This is a genomic window from Ruegeria sp. HKCCD6157, assembly GCF_013110685.1.
GTDB lineage: Bacteria > Pseudomonadota > Alphaproteobacteria > Rhodobacterales > Rhodobacteraceae > Ruegeria.
On record NZ_WVRB01000002.1, the window covers coordinates 339,642 to 352,797 of the forward strand.

Annotated in this window: 10 protein-coding genes and 1 tRNA gene; 7 read left to right on the plus strand and 4 right to left on the minus strand. The window is 56.0% G+C overall.

What is annotated here, in order from left to right:
- The first annotated feature begins 49 nt into the window (after window positions 1–49).
- Genes GS612_RS11740 through GS612_RS11750 form a run of 3 tightly spaced genes read left to right on the plus strand, consistent with a single transcriptional unit; the run spans window position 50 to window position 3,548 of the window.
- Complete coding sequence (locus GS612_RS11740) at window positions 50–775, plus strand: uroporphyrinogen-III synthase (protein WP_253286154.1); 726 nt, start codon at window positions 50–52, stop codon at window positions 773–775.
- 54 nt (window positions 776–829) lie between these two features.
- Window positions 830–2,044, plus strand: coding sequence for a COG4223 family protein (locus tag GS612_RS11745; RefSeq protein WP_171640497.1), 1,215 nt, complete (start codon window positions 830–832; stop codon window positions 2,042–2,044).
- Between the two features lie 10 nt (window positions 2,045–2,054).
- Window positions 2,055–3,548, plus strand: coding sequence for a heme biosynthesis protein HemY (locus tag GS612_RS11750; protein ID WP_171640499.1), 1,494 nt, complete (start codon window positions 2,055–2,057; stop codon window positions 3,546–3,548).
- Window positions 3,549–3,890: 342 nt separating this feature from the next.
- Here GS612_RS11750 and GS612_RS11755 read toward each other — a convergent pair whose 3' ends face one another.
- Entirely contained in the window at window positions 3,891–4,478 is a 588-nt protein-coding gene (locus GS612_RS11755) for a TetR/AcrR family transcriptional regulator (protein WP_371809336.1), read from the minus strand.
- 80 nt (window positions 4,479–4,558) lie between these two features.
- Between GS612_RS11755 and GS612_RS11760 the strand changes: the two genes are divergently transcribed.
- Window positions 4,559–5,032 (plus strand): cupin domain-containing protein, encoded by a 474-nt coding sequence (locus GS612_RS11760; protein WP_253286155.1) that lies wholly within the window; start codon window positions 4,559–4,561, stop codon window positions 5,030–5,032.
- Between the two features lie 260 nt (window positions 5,033–5,292).
- Here GS612_RS11760 and GS612_RS11765 read toward each other — a convergent pair whose 3' ends face one another.
- The gene (locus tag GS612_RS11765) at window positions 5,293–5,934 is read right to left on the minus strand and encodes a TetR/AcrR family transcriptional regulator (protein ID WP_171233500.1); all 642 of its coding nucleotides are present in this window, start codon (window positions 5,932–5,934) and stop codon (window positions 5,293–5,295) included.
- A gap of 87 nt (window positions 5,935–6,021) precedes the next feature.
- Here GS612_RS11765 and GS612_RS11770 point away from each other — a divergent pair, with 87 nt between their 5' ends.
- Both GS612_RS11770 and GS612_RS11775 read left to right on the plus strand, forming a co-directional pair.
- Window positions 6,022–7,182, plus strand: coding sequence for an efflux RND transporter periplasmic adaptor subunit (locus GS612_RS11770; protein WP_171640505.1), 1,161 nt, complete (start codon window positions 6,022–6,024; stop codon window positions 7,180–7,182).
- Between the two features lie 12 nt (window positions 7,183–7,194).
- On the plus strand, window positions 7,195–10,338 hold the full coding sequence (locus GS612_RS11775; RefSeq protein WP_171640507.1) for an efflux RND transporter permease subunit: 3,144 nt from the start codon (window positions 7,195–7,197) through the stop codon (window positions 10,336–10,338).
- A 518-nt stretch (window positions 10,339–10,856) separates the two neighbouring features.
- On the opposite strand, the gene GS612_RS11780 is transcribed toward GS612_RS11775, so the two are convergent.
- Window positions 10,857–10,943, minus strand: a tRNA-Leu gene (locus GS612_RS11780).
- A gap of 201 nt (window positions 10,944–11,144) precedes the next feature.
- On the opposite strand from GS612_RS11780, the gene GS612_RS11785 reads away from it, so the two are divergent.
- Window positions 11,145–12,128, plus strand: coding sequence for a complex I NDUFA9 subunit family protein (locus GS612_RS11785; RefSeq protein ID WP_171640509.1), 984 nt, complete (start codon window positions 11,145–11,147; stop codon window positions 12,126–12,128).
- On the opposite strand, the gene GS612_RS11790 is transcribed toward GS612_RS11785, so the two are convergent.
- On the minus strand, window positions 12,129–12,932 hold the full coding sequence (locus GS612_RS11790; protein WP_171640511.1) for an undecaprenyl-diphosphate phosphatase: 804 nt from the start codon (window positions 12,930–12,932) through the stop codon (window positions 12,129–12,131).
- Window positions 12,933–13,156 lie beyond the last annotated feature (224 nt).

The window sequence follows — 13,156 nt, forward strand, 5'->3', positions numbered from 1 at the left end:
ATCACCCTGCGCGGATGCAAACAATCCTGAAGGGCCAAGGGGCCGCACGTTGTATTTGTTGATGACCCGCCCGCGCGCTGCCTCTGAACGGTTCGTCGCGCAGCTGCCGACCCGTACCAAATCCCGGGTTCAGGTCATCTATTCTCCGATCATGGAAATCCGGCCTCTGCCGGTCGAGGTTGAGACCGAGGGTGTGCAGGGGTTGATTTTCACGTCGGCCAATGCGGTGCACGCGGCGGCCCTGAAAGGTGTGGACCGCAACCTGCCCGCTTTCTGCGTCGGACCGACAACGACCAGCACAGCGAAGGGTTGCGGGTGGCGGGCCGAAATGGTCGGGGCCACGGCGGAAGAACTGGTGGGACATCTGCTCAAGCGGAGGCCCAAAAGCCCGTTGTTGCATTTGAGGGGTGAGAACACGCGCGGCAATGTTGCCGGTCGACTGACCGAATCCGGCCTGACCGTGGGGGAACTGCCAGTCTACCAGCAATTGCTGTTGCCGCTAACATCCGAAGCGACCCGGGTGGCAGCTCTGGATTCGCCGGTAATCGCACCGCTTTTTTCGCCAAGAACGGCGCGACATTTTGCCGATATTTGGACCGGATCCGCGCCTTTGTGGTTGGCCGCAATCAGTCAGGCCACGGCAGATCCCCTTTATTCATTGGACTATGCGCGCCTGAAGATCGCAAAGAAGCCGACACCAAAGAAAATGCGTAAGGCTGTCAAAAAGCTTGTGAAACATGCGTTGCGGGTTGAGGGCGGCGCGGTCCCCGATTAACTTGACTGGGGCTGTTATTCATCTGAATTTGGATTCGATAAGGGGAATATTGCGGTGGCTGGTAAGAAAAAGTCCGAAGAAAAGCCGGTGGAAACCCCCAAGGCAGATGACGTCGTCGAACCCGAACTGCAACAGGAAGATACACCTGTTGACCCGACTGAGACCGTAGAAGAAGAACTTTCCGAAGCCGAAGCCGAAGCCGAAGCCGAAGCCGAAGCCGAAGCCGAAGCCGAAGCCGAAGCGTCGACTGAAGATACTGCCCCGGCCGAAGAAAAAGTGGTCGAGCGTGTCGTTGAAAAGCGTGGCGGATTTGTTCCCGCTTTGCTGGGCGGTGCCATCGCTGCCGCCGTCGGGTTTGCGCTGGGCAATGGCGGGCTGTTGTCAACTGGCTCGGACAGCTCGGATACCTTGGCGACGTTGGAATCCAAACTGGCAGACCAGTCCGACCAGATTGCCAAGCTGTCTCAGGCGCTTGCAAACAGTCCGGATGATGCTGGTCTGACGGATCAGGTCAAAGCGCTGTCCGACAAATTGACACCCGTGGAAAGTGACCTGAGTGCGATCAAATCCACTGTGGATACGCTGTCAGGCCAGATCGAACCATTGTCAGACCGCATTGCGACGCTTGAGAAAACCCCGATCGAATCCAGCGTGTCGCCTGAATCCATGGCCGCGTTCGAAGCTGAGCTGAAGAAGCTTCAGGACTCGCTGGCCTCGCAACGGGCCGAGGTTGAAAAAATGGTTTCCGACGCTCAGGCGCTGGAGGCGAAAGCATCAGCCGATGCGCAGGCTGCGGCCAATGCCGCCGTTCTGTCGCGTTTGCATGGGCAATTGGATGCAGGTCAGCCCTATTCCGATCTGGTTGCAGAACTGAAAGCAGGCGGTGTGGATGTGCCGGATGCCCTGTCCGGGCCGGCTGACAAGGGTGTTGAAACACTCTCTTCTCTGCGCGACAGTTTCGCGCCTGCGGCCCGAACCGCGCTGGCCCAAGCCCGTGAAGCCGACAAGGGCACCGGCCTGATCGCATTCCTGCAACGTCAAACGGGCGCGCGCTCGGTCACGCCCCAGGAAGGGGATGGGCCAGATGCCATCCTGTCGCGGGCACAGGCTGCGCTGGCGGACGGAGACCTGGCCAAAACCTTGAGCGAACTGAAATCACTTCCCGAAGCGGCACAGGCTGCAATGTCCGATTGGGAACAGGCGGCCCAAACACGGGTCGCCGCCGTCGATGCGGCGAATACACTGGCTTCCAGCCTGAACTCGAACTGAAGGACCTGCCATGCTGTGGTCACTGTTTAAGATCCTCGTTTTTGTTGCGATTATCGGCCTGCTGGCGTTGGGCGGTCACTTCCTGATGCAAACCAGTGGCGGGGTTCAGATCACCGTCGCGGGCACGGAATTCACGCTGGGGCCGCTTCAGTCAGTGATCGCGCTGGCTGTATTGGTTTTTGCGGTCTGGCTGTTTTTCAAGTTGCTCAGCCTGCTGATCGCAACGCTGAAATTCCTGAACGGTGACGAAACGGCCCTGTCTCGGTATTTTGACCGCAATCGCCAGCAAAAGGGATACCAGGCGCTGGCTGATGGTCTGTTGGCGTTGGCCTCGGGCGAAGGCCGCGTGGCGATGACCAAAGCCAGCAAGGCCGAAAAACTGCTGAACAAGCCCGAGCTTACCGACCTGCTGGTGGCACAGGCCGCCGAGATGACCGGGGATACGAAAAAGGCATCGGATACTTATAAAAAACTGGTGACCAACAGCGCCACCCGTTTCGTTGGCGTGCGCGGGATCATGAAGCAGAAGCTGGCCGAAGGTGATGATGAAACGGCCCGCAAACTGGCCGAGAAGGCCCTGGCGATCAAACCACGTCATGAAGAAACGCAGGACGTTCTGCTGAACCTGCAAACCAAGGCGCAGGATTGGGCCGGTGCCCGTTCGACCCTGACGGCCAAGCTGAAAGCCGGGTATTTGCCGCGCGATGTCTTCAAACGGCGTGACGCGGTTTTGGCCTTGTCCGAAGCCAAGGGAATTCTGGACGAAGGTGCGACGGTCGAACAGCAGGAGCGCGCGATTGAAGCCAATCGCCTGTCGCCTGATTTGGTGCCTGCCGCTGCCATGGCGGCCCGCGCGTATATCGCCAAAGGCAAACCCCGGGCCGCAACCAAGATTCTGAAAAAAGCATGGGAGGCGCAGCCGCATCCGGATCTGGCCCATGCCTTCGCCGACGTCGTGCCGGATGAAACCCCCGACCAACGGATCAAGCGGTTCACCGCGCTGACCCGGATTCACCCCGAGAACATGGAAACGCGTCTGATACTGGCCGAATTGAACATCGTGGCCGAGGACTTCCCCGAAGCCCGCCGTGCGCTGGGCGATGTGGTCGAAACGCAGGGTGATGCGCGCGCCTATACGTTGATGGCCGCTATCGAACGGGGCGAGGGGGCTTCGGACGCCATTGTGCAAGGCTGGTTGGCCAAAGCGCTGAATGCGCCGCGTGGTCCGCAATGGGTGTGCACCAGTTGCCATGATATCCAACCTGAATGGGGACCGGTCTGCCAGAACTGCGGCAGCTTCGACACGCTCAGCTGGCAGACACCACAAACACCCGAAATCGCAAGCGCGACCGGCGTACATATGTTGCCTTTGATCGTTGGTGCGCTCGAAGATCAATCCGAAGAGCCTGAAGTCATGGATCCCGCGGACGAGGATGATGTGGTCGAAGTGACACCAGAGTCGGCAGAGGTGGCAGACGAAGCCGAGGTTCAAAAGCAGGCCTGAGCCCTGCAACGTCTGTTTTTGCCTGCTTGCGCTCATTGAGATTGATGCGACGCCGCGCTTTTTTGGTGAAGCCTAACCGGACGCCAGTGGTCCGAAGGGTCGTGCTTTTTCGTCTCTCTCAGCGGCTTGTCGACGCGTTGGCGGCCTCTTGCATTTACAGGCTGTGTTGGCCGCTTCCTCCGCAAAGCAGCCGTTTAATAAAGGCGCAGTTAACGTCCGAGATGCGGTCAAAAAGGCCGTTCACGTTCATCGTTTCGAAGTATAATTTCAATCCAAATTGGACGTTTAACTGGTGTCTATTTTCCAGCAGTATTGGGATGAAGTCGGCATCTGAATTCTGCTTCAGTTTTTTGGTAAGTACCGATCCAACAGAGCATCGACCAACCCTTCCTGAAGTTGGTAACCGGTTGCTTCGTCCACTCGCAAAATGTCTTCCAGAATAATAAGTTGTTCCATGCCCGTCGTCATGGACAATCGCTTTGCCAGGTCGTCAATTTCCTTCGGCTTCATCAATGGCTGAACTGGTGCAAGTGCTTCCGAAAAAGCCGCCACTCTTCTGGCGCCACGCATTTTGACAGTTCCATCTTCAAGTGATGCCTTGAGTGATTCAGCTAGAAACTGCCGGAAGTGCGCCTCATGAAACCGAGAAAAATCCAGATAGTAGCGCGCAACGGCGTGTACGCGGCTCCTGACGTTATTCAGCCCCTCGAGAAGTTCTGAAGTTGGAGTAACTTCAAGATCGAGCGTCGCATCCAAAGCCAAGACACTTGGGTCAGAAAAGTAACGATAGACCGTCGCACGGCTGGTTTTGGCACGCTCAGCGACTTTTGCCAGCGTGACTTCTTTGCCTTCCGACATCAAGTCACGTGCAGCTGAAAGAAGTGCTTCTCGTGTTCGGTTAATTTGATTTGTACGCGACGCCAATACCAAGCCTTTTATGATACACTTGTCTCATTAGTAGATATATGTATTATAAGGGCAGTGTGTTTCAAGTAAAGGGAGTTGAAGTAATGGCTGAACCTCGTCCGCGAATTTATCATCTTCTAGGAAACCTTCTGACTTTTCACGCCTTTCCCAGTGAGACCGGAGATCGTTGCACAATCGTTGAGATAAAGACGGCGCCGGGTGCCGGTGCGCCACCCAATCATCATGCTGGCGAAGACGAGAGCTTCTATGTGCTCGATGGTGAATTCGAGTTCTTTGTGAATGGTGAGACAATCAGCGCAAAAAGTGGTGACTTCGTCAAAGTTCCGGACGGCGCAGTGCATGCCTTTACATGTACTGGGGAACGGCCTGGCCGGCTACTTTGCATAAACGCCCCTGGCGCGATGCATGACACTTTCTTTACTGAAGCTGGTGAACCAATGCCTGACGGTACAACAGACATTCCGGCGCCAGATGGACCGCCAGACATTCCGGCAATCATGGCCGTAGCAGACCGAGCAGGAATGACGATCTTGGTGCCTGCAGAAGTTCCCAGCTAACGAACGCGCATGCAGAATTCCAGGTTGAGAAACGGAAGTATTGGACTGAAAACTCTGCTATAGACCCTATCTGGTACTACTAGCTCAATCCCAAGCCGGCATTCACGATGAGACCTTGCGATTCTGGATAGCGGACATTCGCTGCGCTGTCCAAAAATGTCTTCTATGTGAACCAGAGCAATCGTTTACGCGTAGGCGTGATAGCGGCTTAGATTGTCTGCTATCTGCGCTTGGTCAAGCTCGTTTTGGCGTGAGAACGCTCAATTCAGCATTCTTTCCGAAACGTCCTCAAGAAGGGTATGAAGATCGAAATCTTCGCCTTTCTCAGCAAGCCCTTTGTCATGCAGAATGAAGGACAGCCCGTGCACGAAACTCCACAACAAAAAACCACGGCGGCGAACTTCGTCTGTGATTCCCGGTTCACCGAGACACTTTGCTACCTCAGTCAAGAGAATCCCGAAACTTTGCTGGCCACCTTCCTCCAACCGGGGATCCGCGATGCGATCTGTGAAGCCGCCAAATTTCAGTCTGAAGATCCCAGGCTCATTTAACGCGAAGGCAACATACTCCATCCCGATGGCAGTAATGCGCTCGGGAGATCCTTCGGGAACGCCTTCCAGTGCGGCAAGCATTTTGTCTCGGTGCCGATCCATTCCTTCAAGGACAGTGGCGACCAACATTTCTGTCTTGTCTTTGAAGTGCTTGTAAGGTGCCGCCGTTGATACGCCAGCCCTTCTACAGGCCTCGGAAACGGAAAAACTGTCCGGACCTTTTTCTTCAACCAACTGTCGGGTTGCTTCGATCAGTGCAGCGCGGAGATCGCCGTGATGATAGGCTTTCTTGCTCACCGTTTGACCGGTCGCTTGGCTGATTTTTGAGTGACTTTTTTCTATGCTGGTCATGATCCAACATGTGCCAGATCACGTATCCCTTGTCAAAGTGAGAACTTCTAACATATGTTAGAGATGCTAACTTGATGAGGTCCGCAAATGCCAAGTCCCGCGAAATACTTTACTGAAAAGACCAAGCCGAGCTTCTTTTTGCGTGTTTTACGCGGTACCGTGCGTGTCGGGGTGACCGTTAGCTTCATAGGTGTTGCGGCGGCCGCAGTTTACTTCGGTGCATCGGAGCTGACGCGCAGAGCAGATGCTGTACCGGCGCCAGATGCAGCTGCTGTAACCCCAGTCTCCGCCACACCAATCACGTCCGAAAGCGCCTACACAGTCGACCGTGTGTTCATCGGGCAGGTCGAGCCTCAGCGTTCGGCAGATATCTCTTTCGAATTGAATGGGACGCTTGATCAAATTCTGGTGGATGAGGGTGACGAGGTTGCTAAGGGCCAACTTCTCGCAACGTTGGACGTAGCTCTGTTGGAGGTTGAACGCGACCGACTGACGGCATCTCGTGATGCCATTGCAGCCCAGCTTTCATTTGCCGAGAAAACGGTCGAGCGAAACGCGAAACTCATCGAACAAGGCTTTACCAGTCAAGCTCGCCTAGATGAGGCAGTTTCCCGAAAAGATGAATTGCTGTCTAGAATTGGAGAACTGGATGCAGCGCTGCGGGACGTAACCGTTCGGATCGAGAAATCCAGCATTGAGGCTCCGTTTTCTGGTCAAATAACCGCGCGACACGTGGACGGCGGTGAAACTCTGCGCTCGGGTGAACTGGTTCTGGGTATGGTCGAGGTCGTGTCGCCGCAGATTCGGATCGGTATCCCACTCGACGTTGACCCGGCGCTTCTGACAGATGTTGAAATCGAGATCGCTGGTCAAAGCTATCGGGCTAACCTTGCAACCTTGCGGCCCGACATTGATCCGGTAACCCGCACCAGAACCGCACTGTTCGATCTGAGGAACGCGCCGGACGTTGCCTTCGGGCAGACCGCTCGTGTGCATGTAATTGATCCCGTACAGAGTGCGGGAACCTGGGTGCCCACGACATCCTTGAAAGAAGGTACGCGTGGGCAATGGACACTGCTGGTTGCTGACGCGCAGAAGACTGTGCGCCTGGCGACGGTCGAAGTTCTGCATGCTGAAGATGACCGTGTCTTTGTGCGTGGCACGTTTCCGGAAGGCACCGTCCTGATCGATCAGGGGCCGCAGCGCGTAACCGTTGGTCAGCGCGTCGCCTTCAACACTGGCGAGTAACGGAGCAATCTGATGGAAACTCTTACCTTTCGCCACCCCCGGCTGGTTGCCCTCATCATTTTGGTGCTTGTATCTGCAGGTCTGTCTTCGTTCCTGTCGCTGGGACGGCAGGAAGACCCAACGATTACCAACCTCTTCGCAACTGTGACGACGCAGTTCCCGGGTGCAGACCCTGAACGGGTCGAAGCGTTGGTTACCGCAGAAATCGAAGAAGAGCTTCGGAAAATTGCGGAGGTGGATGAAATCAGCTCTGTATCCCGGTCGGGCGTATCGGTCGTTTCGGTAGAGTTGCTGGAGACGCTGGATGAAGCAACCATTGAGCAGGTTTGGGCCGAAGCTCGGGATGCCGTAGAAGATGCTCGACAGAACTTTCCGAGTGGAGTGTTGCCGCCGGAATTCGATGCCGAGGGTATTTCTGCCTATTCTGCTGTCATTGCCGTTGCGGCCGAGGATCCGGGCTTCCCGTTAACTTTGCTGTCGCGGCATGCCGAAGCTCTGGGTGACAGGCTGCGCGCGATACCCTCTACGCGAGCCGTGGACTATTTCGGTCGGCCGGAAGAAGAAGTGCTCGTAAATGTCGATATGGACAAGGCCGCTGCGCTTGGGCTCAGCGCTGCCGAGATCTCCCAGCGGATTGCAGAAGCAGATGGGAAGGTCCAATCCGGGCGGTTGCAGTCCGATGTCGACCTGACCATAGGCATAAGCGGAGAAATTGAGACTTTGGACCGCATTCGAAGCATCGTCCTGCGAGAAAATGCAGACGGTGCCGTGGTGCAGCTCGGAGATATTGCCAGGGTAGATCGGGGCGCGCGCAAACCGCAGCCCTCAATCGCGTTTGCCAACGGAAAGCCCTCGGTTTTGATAGGAGTTCTGGCGCAGGACGGGGTACAGATCGACCGTTGGACGGGCTTTCTTCGGGATGAGCTTGAGGCCGGCGCCGCATCGGTACCTTTGGGCATGCAGGAAATACTGCTGTTTGATCAAAGCGAGTACACGACGGATCGTTTGTCAGAGGTTGGGATCAACATGGCCATTGGCGTGGCTCTGGTCGTGGCAGTTTTGTTTGTTACGTTGGGGGTTCGGGCAGCTGCGATTGTGGCTTTGGTATTGCCGGTTGTCTCATTGGCAACTCTGGCGACGATGAACATGATTGGATTGCCAATTCATCAGATGTCCGTGACGGGCCTGATTGTTGCCCTCGGTCTGCTCGTTGACGCAGCCATCGTGATGACCGATGAAATTCGGCGTCGTCTGCAGGATGGGATGGATCGGCTTGCAGCCGTGCGGGATGCTGTTCGCCGATTGGCAGCACCTTTGCTGGCATCGACTGTCACAACGGCGCTTGCTTTCACACCGATGATCTTGCTGCCGGGACCCGCGGGTGACTTTGTCGGTGCTATTGCTATCGCCGTGGTGCTTATGCTTGTCTGGTCGCTGGTTGTGGCCTTGACGGTGACTCCGGCGATTGCGGGCTGGCTGCTGTCCGATCGCCCAGACGCAGGAATGCTGAGCCGCGGTATCAGCATCCCGCCACTTGCCCGTATGTTCGAGGCCTCAATTCGATTGTCTGTTGCTAATCCCGTGCGATCCATCGCGTTGGCATTGATCTTGCCGGTGCTTGGCTTTGCGGCCTTTCCAACGCTGACCGCGCAATTCTTCCCGGGCGTCGACCGCAACCAATTCTATATCGAAGTCGATATGCCGGGTGGAACGTCAATTGCTACCACCGAAGCAACCGCCCGCCAGATCGATGAAATGCTGCTGGCTGACGACGGCGTCAAAAGTGTCTACTGGACCGTCGGAGAGTCCGGCCCGGCATTCTACTACAACATCGTTGGAAACCGCTCACGCGAGCCCGGGTTCGCACAAGCTATGATCACGACCGACACGGCCGACGACGCCGCCCGCCTTGTTGGAACGTTGCAGAGCCGTCTGGATATCGACTTTCCTGACGCGCAGATCATCGTTCGCAGTCTTGTTCAGGGCCCTCCGGTCGCCGCACCGGTTGAAGTCAAAATTCAGGGGCAGGACATCACGGTACTGCGTGATCTGGGCGACGAGGTGCGTTCAGTAGTGGCCAATCTCGATCTGGTGACGCAGGCGCGTGCCAGTGTGAACGGCGGCAACCCTCAAATCCGGTTCGAGATTGATGAGGTCAAAGCCCGTTTGCTGGGGCTGGACGTGGCGGATATAGCGGGTCAGCTGGACACGGCGCTTGTTGGCATCACCGGTGGGTCACTGATCGAAGGGACTGAGCAGTTGCCGGTGCGCGTTCGTTTGGGTGACGAGGTGCGATCAGATCTAAGCGCGATTGTCAGTATGCCCATTCTACTGCCGAACGCTGCCGAAATATCCGCGACCGGAGTTTTCCCCGCCGTACCTTTGTCGGAACTAGCCAGACCCATAATCGAACCTGCGGAAAGCGTCATAACCCGAACGGATGGCGTGCGAGAAAACACCATACAGGCGTTTATCGTACCCGGTGTTTTACCGGAAGAGGCTTTGCAGGACATATTGGAAGCGCTTGATGCGTCCGGGTTTGTGTTGCCGCAAGGCTATTCGATGTCCTTAGGCGGCGACAGTGATGCCCGATCCAATACCGTGGGAAATTTGCTCGCCTCTGTCGGGTTGATCGTCACACTCTCCATCGCGACGATCGTTCTGACCTTCAACTCGTTCCGGCTGACCCTTGTGACCTTGGTCGTGTGCGTGTTGTCTGCAGGCCTTTCACTGCTGTCGCTGGCCGTCATGCAATTCCCGTTCGGAATAACGGCAATCATCGGGGTCATCGGCTCAATAGGGGTTTCGATCAACGCGGCGATCATTATTTTGACCGGGTTACAACAAGAGCGAGAGGCCAGTCAGGGAGATCGCGCAGCCATGGCGCGCGTTGTGACTGGTTCCAGCCGTCACATTATTTCGACAACAGTCACGACCTTTGGCGGCTTCCTACCTCTGATCTTGGGTGGAGGTGCATTTTGGCCACCATTCGCCGTAGCAATCGCAGGCGGCGTTTTATTGTCAACCGTTGTATCTTTCTACTTCACCCCTCCCGTGTTCGCTTTGGTGTATCGTAGAACATTCAACAAACAACGTCCGGCCAATAACCGCCATTCCGAACCACGCGAAGCCGTTGTCGCGCTTGTGGCGGAATGAGAATTGCGCCTACTTCTCCTTGTGAGTTGGTGTGGTTCAAAGCCGCCGTTGTTCGAAGTAAGAGTCAAGTTCTGCTGTGGGCCGCACGCCGGATTTTGCAGTGTCTGGTTTCTGCGCGTTGACGTCGTTATCGCGGACTGCAGCACCTGGTTACTTTGTGGCCGGATCGGAAATTTGCTCGACTGAGATGCACTACTGCTTTGCGGTGCTTTTCCGTCAGTGACCCGCTTGCGCCGGTTGTGCGGAGGATAAGACTCATAATCGATTTGGGCTATCCGTCTCGTTGTAGATTGCGCAGCCTTGGCTTTGATCATTAGGACCATTGGAACGGGCGGAACAACCATAACTAAACCTAACAACTCAGCTGCAGTCAGCAGTCGATTCTGTCGAAGCTTGGAAGCTGCGCGATACCAACCAATACCTACAGATCTATCTGCGAAAAGTCGGGAGATAAATCAGGGGGGTATTTTGATGCCCGCAAAGAAAATTCTTGTGTTTCAACATCTTGCGGGGAGATATGGTGCCCAGGAGAGGACTCGAACCTCCACGTCCATACGGACACTAGCACCTGAAGCTAGCGCGTCTACCAATTCCGCCACCTGGGCAGGTGTCGTGGAGGGGCGTTTAAGCCTAGTCGCGGGGGCCGTCAACCAGATTCGGTGAGATTTTTTTAAGTTTTTTGAATTCGATTCCCGGCCGGTGTTTTCCACGCATGGTTTTCAACGCCGTCGCGGCGAATTAGCGCCTTGTTTGACTGGCCTGCGGGCGCTAGTTCTAGGGCGCAATTTCTCAGCAGGAGCCCTCTCATGTCGAAACTGGTGACGATTTTTGGCGGATCGGGATTTGTCGGTCGCTACATCGCGCGGCGCATGGCGAAAGAGGGGTGGCGTGTCCGGGTGGCTGTACGTCGCCCGAACGAGGCCATGTTCGTCAAACCCTATGGTGCCGTGGGTCAGGTCGAACCGGTGCTGTGCAATATCCGGGATGATGCCTCGGTGGCGCTGGCGATGCAGAGCGCCGATGCGGTTGTGAACTGCGTGGGTGTGCTGAACGAGCTTGGCAAGAACGGGTTTGATACCGTTCAGGCCGAAGGAGCTGAACGCATCGCGCGTTTGGCGGCCGAGCAGGGCATCAAGCGGATGGTTCACATCTCGGCCATCGGTGCGGATGCGAATTCAGCCAGCGCGTATTCCCGGACCAAAGCACATGGTGAAGCGGGCGTGTTGAAGCATATGCCAGACGCCGTGATCCTGCGTCCTTCGGTGATCTTTGGCACCGAAGACCAGTTCTTCAACCGTTTCGCCGGAATGACCCGCATGGGACCGTTCCTGCCTCTGGTCGGGGCCGAGACAAAATTCCAGCCGGTTTTCGTCGACGATGTGGCGCAGGCTGCCGTCAAAGGCGTTCTGGGGCAGGCAGAGCCGGGTGTTTACGAGCTTGGCGGCCCCGAGGTTAAGACCTTTCGTGCCTTGATGCAGCAGATGCTTGAAGTGATTCACCGTCGCCGCGTCATCATCGGCCTGCCGTTCTTTGCCGCGCGGATTATGGCGGGTGTGCTGGATATCGTTAAATTTGTCAGCTTCCAGCTGTTCCCAAACAACATTCTGACTCGCGATCAGCTTAAGAACCTGCGTCACGACAATGTTGTCGCCGAGGGCGCAAAGTCTTTTACAGACCTTAGGATCGTGCCGACCACGCTGGAATCGGTACTGCCGGAATACCTGTGGAAATTCCGCCCCTCGGGTCAGTATGACGACATTCAGAACTCGGCCAAAAACCTGCGTATCTGATCAGCTGTAGGCTATGATCAAAAGGATCACGCCTAGAATGACGCGGTAGATGACGTAGGGTGTGAAGCTGACGCTGCGCAGAAGCCGCATCATCAGGCTGAGCGCCAGCAGGGCCGAAAGAAAGGCAAACAGCGCCGCAATGACCCCATCCCGGGCCAGTTGCATATCGGCCCCGCGCACGGCATCCAATGCCAGCAGTGTGCCCGACGCCAGGATTGTCGGGATCGACATCAACATCGCGATCCGCGCGCCGTCTTCACGGGTATATCCCAATTGCCGCGCGCCGGTTATAGTTATCCCGGAACGGGACGTGCCTGGGATCAGGGCAAGAACCTGCCACAGACCCATGATGAACGCGTCGCGTATTCCCCAGTTTTCGGCCTCTTTGGTTTCAGGAGCCCTCTGATCCACCCAGTACAGCAGCAGACCGAATCCCAGCATTGTCCATCCGATGACCGTGATCGAACGCATGGCCTGACTCAACCCGGTGACATGCAGAATGAGGCCCGCGATCACGGTAGGAACAGTTGCAACGATCAGGCCCAGAGCAAGCCGGGCCTGCGGTGTATCCGCCCGTCCGGTCAATGCGCGCGGTAATCCGGCAAGGGCCTGTTTTACATCTGACCGGAAATACAGCACCACGGCGCCCAGGGTTCCCACATGCACCGCGACATCAATGGCTTGACCCTGATCCTGCAACCCCGACAGGTTGGGCAGCAGGATCAGGTGACCAGATGAGGATATGGGCAAAAACTCAGTGATTCCCTGAATGATTGCTACGAGAATCAGGTGAAACAAACTCATCTGCCCTGCCGTGCTGCTGCCACGTGTTCTTTGTGAGTTATGGGTATAAGGGCGATGGAAAAAAGGAAAGCGCGCATATAGGTCCGAATCGGATCTAAAATTTCCAATTATTTTCCCTTTTTCTCAAAGGCGCGCTGCATTTTTTCAATTTAGGTCAGTATATTTGACTTTTCATCCAAAAGCGCATCCCGTAAAGAAACGGAACCTAGCCAATTCATGGAGTC